Source organism: Mesorhizobium sp. M7D.F.Ca.US.004.03.1.1, assembly GCF_003998635.1.
Taxonomy (GTDB): Bacteria; Pseudomonadota; Alphaproteobacteria; order Rhizobiales; family Rhizobiaceae; genus Mesorhizobium; species Mesorhizobium loti.
On sequence record NZ_RZQG01000636.1, the window covers coordinates 1 to 3520 of the forward strand.

The 3520-nt window shown below is 62.2% G+C and carries 5 protein-coding genes; 2 read left to right on the forward strand and 3 right to left on the reverse strand.

What is annotated here, in order from left to right:
* Together EN935_RS26960 and EN935_RS26965 are read left to right on the forward strand one after the other, a co-directional pair.
* Window positions 1-168 (forward strand): Hsp20 family protein (locus tag EN935_RS26960; protein ID WP_127373793.1); only part of this gene is annotated, 168 nt, incomplete at its 5' end.
* Window positions 169-233: 65 nt separating this feature from the next.
* Window positions 234-488, forward strand: a complete 255-nt coding sequence (locus EN935_RS26965; RefSeq protein WP_023760740.1) for a DUF1150 family protein — start codon at window positions 234-236, stop codon at window positions 486-488.
* A gap of 124 nt (window positions 489-612) precedes the next feature.
* Here the strand turns inward: EN935_RS26965 and ptsN are convergent, their stop codons facing one another.
* The 3 genes from ptsN to rpoN all read right to left on the reverse strand — a co-directional run.
* On the reverse strand, window positions 613-1077 hold the full coding sequence (gene ptsN / locus EN935_RS26970) for a PTS IIA-like nitrogen regulatory protein PtsN (protein WP_013529589.1): 465 nt from the start codon (window positions 1075-1077) through the stop codon (window positions 613-615).
* 104 nt (window positions 1078-1181) lie between these two features.
* The gene (gene raiA / locus EN935_RS26975; RefSeq protein ID WP_126070528.1) at window positions 1182-1766 is read right to left on the reverse strand and encodes a ribosome-associated translation inhibitor RaiA; all 585 of its coding nucleotides are present in this window, start codon (window positions 1764-1766) and stop codon (window positions 1182-1184) included.
* Window positions 1767-2031: 265 nt separating this feature from the next.
* Window positions 2032-3520: RNA polymerase factor sigma-54 (gene rpoN, locus EN935_RS26980; protein WP_245489061.1), on the reverse strand; the 1489-nt coding region annotated here is incomplete at its 5' end.

Consider the following 3520-nt stretch of genomic DNA (forward strand, 5'->3'; position numbering starts at 1 on the left):
TTTCTTCATCGCGGCATCGCCGCGCGCCAGTTCCAGCGCTGTTTCGTGCTGGCCGACGGCATGCGGGTGATCGCGGCGGAGCTGAAGAACGGCCTTTTGTCGATCGACCTCGATCGGCCGGAGTCCGAACGGCTGGTACGGAAAATAAACATATCGGTGAAAGACTGATCTTTACCGATGGCTCTCATGCGGGATGGCCTTGAGCGGCGTCCTCGCGCCAAGGAGGCTTTGAAATGACCAGAACTGAAAATATCACCATGACCAATGGCGAATTCGCCCATCTCGGCGAGGGCTCGGTCGCTTATCTCAGAAAGGTCTCGAGCGACGAATTGCTCGGCCGTTTCCCGAATCTCGGCGAAATCGCTCCCGGCATGGAACTGTGGGCGCTGTTTGCCGCCAATGGCCAGCCGATCCTGCTTTCCGACGCGCGTGACCGCGCTTTGGCCGGCGCCATGGAAAACGACCTGACCACGGTCGCCATTCACTGACAGCAATTTCCGCTGAAACGGAAAGGGCCGCCCATGGCGGCCCTTGAGGTCGCCTCAATTCAAAGCAATTCCAGGAAAAGTGTGTAACGGTTTTCCGTCCGGAATTGCGTAAAAACAGATAATATCAGGCCGCGTGCGAGGCCTGGGTGTCTGACAGCAGCGCATGGATCGCCGCGGCGTCGCGCGTACCCCTGATCTTGGCCACCGTGTCGGCGTCGCGCAGCACCCGCGCGATGCGCGACAAAGCCTTGAGATGGTCGGCGCCCGCCCCTTCCGGCGCCAGCAGCAGAAACACCAGATCGACCGGTTGATCGTCCAGCGATTCGAAATCGACAGGCGTCTCCAGTCGGGCGAAAACCCCGGCGATGCGCTTCACGCCGGCCAGCTTGCCGTGCGGAATGGCGATGCCGTTGCCGACGCCGGTCGAGCCCAGCCGCTCACGCTGCAGGATGGTGTCGAACACTTCCCGCTCCGGAATGCCCGAAATCGCAGCTGCCCGTTCGGACAGCAATTGCAGCAGCTGCTTCTTGGAGTTCGCCTTCAACGCCGGCAATATCGCCGGAACGTTGATAAGATCGCTCAGATCCATGCTTGAAAATCCCTTGTTCGCCTGCCGTCACCAGTCCTCACCCTCGTGCGGCCGGCTTTTATCCCCGTGCGACTCCTGTCGTCACGCCCGTGCGACTGTTGTCGTCACGCTTGTGCGACCTTGGTCGTGGACGGGTCGATCCAGCCGATGTTTCCATCGGGCCGGCGATAGACGATGTTGAGATGGTCGTTTCCGGCGTTGCGGAAGACGAAGACCGGGCTGTCCTTGGTGTCGAGCTCGATGACCGCCGACGCCACCGACATGGTCTTCAGCGTCATGGTTGATTCGGCGACGATGGCGGGGGCGAAATTCTCCGGAATGTCCTCGTCGTCATCGGCAAGCGGCGCCATCACCGTATAGGCAATGTCGGTCGGTTCGCCATTGGCGGCGCCCGAATTGTGTGATTTCAGCCGGCGCTTGTAACGCCGCAGCCGGGTCTCCAGACGATCCGCCGCCGCCTCAAAGGCAAGCGTCGGATCCTGGGCATCGCCGGTGGCCTGCAGCGAAGCGCCGGAATCCAGCCGGATCATGCAATCCGCCGAGTAGCGCGAGCCCGATTTGATGACCGTGACGTGTCCGGCAAAGCCGCGATCGAAATATTTGCCGATCGCTTCGCCGACACGATCGTTGATGCGTGTACGAAACGCATCGCCGATATCCATGTGTTTTCCCGATATGCGCAGATTCATCTGAAAACTGACCTTCCTTGCTCAGGCTTCAAACTGGCCCGAGTTTATACTCGTGATCCGTGCGCACAAGCTTTGCGGCGTCACTCGCGCCGATTTTAAATCCGAACTTTCCGGTTGATCACAAGCCGCCCTTTGACCGTCCCGAGGCCAACGTCGTGACGGACCATCCGCATGCAGGCATCTAGCCCGTCTCATGCGGGCGGGCTTCTAGCCACTTCACCGCGGCTTGTCAATGAAGTGCGGGCCTGTGGAAAATCGGACCGCCTCAGCGCCCGGCGCTGGCCAGCGCCCGTTTCTCGCGCCGGCGCTGCACCGAGGAGGGAATATTCATGCCTTCCCGGTACTTGGCGACCGTACGCCTAGCAATATCGACGCCACTCTCGCGCAACATGTCGACGATCGCATCGTCGGAAAGCACGTCGACCGGTTTTTCCTCATCGATCAACTGCTTGATGCGATCGCGCACCGCTTCCGAGGAATGCGCGTCGCCGCCGCCCGACGCAGCGATCGAGGCGGTGAAGAAGTAACGAAGCTCGAACACGCCGCGCGGCGTCAGCATATATTTGTTCGCGGTGACCCGGCTGACCGTCGATTCGTGCATGCCGATGGCATCGGCCACCGTGCGCAGGTTGAGCGGTTTCAGCTGGCGCACGCCATGGACGAGGAAGGCGTCCTGCTGGCGAACGATTTCCGAGGCGACCTTGAGGATGGTCTTCGCCCGCTGGTCGAGGCTGCGCGTCAGCCAGTTGGCGTTCTGCAGGCATTCGGCCAGAAAATCCTTTTCCGCCTGGTTCTTCGCCTGCGGCGAGACCTGGGCGAAATAGATATGGTCGACCAAAACGCGCGGCAGCGTTTCGGCATTGAGTTCGACCGTCCAACTGCCGTCATTGGCCGCACGCACCTCGACATCGGCGACGATCGCGTCGCTGGCGCCGCCCGAAAACGCCATCCCCGGCCGGGGATCGAGTGCCCGGATCTCGGCCAGCATGTCGAGCAGGTCCTCCTCGTCGACACCGCAGATCCGTTTCAATGCGTGGAAATCGCGCCGTCCCAGCAGTTCGAGATTGGCGATCAGCGCCTTCATTGCCGGATCGAGCCGGTCCCGCACGGCAAGCTGCAGCGACAGGCATTCGGCGAGGTCCCGGGCGAACAGGCCGGCCGGTTCGAAAGTCTGGCACACAGCCAGCACCTTACCCACCGCGGCGGCGTCCGTACCGAGACGAGCAGCGATCTCGGCCATGTCGGCGCGCAAATAGCCGCTTTCGTCGAGGCCGTCGGCGAGGTCGGCGGCGATCAGCCGCGCGGCGGGGTCGGCGAAGGCGAGCGCGACCTGTTCGCCGACATGGTCACGCAGCGTGATCGCCGCAGCCGCCATGTCGCCGGCGTCAAAACCCTCGGATGAGGAACTCGCGCCATTTCCGGAAGCCGATTTCCATTGCGCCGTCAGGTCCGGACCGAGCCGCTCACTGGTGCCCGGATCGTCGGGAAACAGGTTTTCCAGCGACGTGTCGAGCTTGTCCGAGATCGCCTCGGCGCTCCACTGCGTCTCGTTTTCGAACCAGTCGCCGTCAGTGGTGGTTTGCGGCTCCGCCTCGATCTTCTGCGCCTGGTCGCCGGCGGCATCGTCCTGCGGTTCGGCGCGCTCCAGCAGCGGATTGCGCTCGATTTCCTCGTCGATGAAATGCTCGAGCTCGACATGGGTGAACTGCAGCAGCCGAATCGACTGCATCAGCTGCGGCGTCATCACCAGCGAC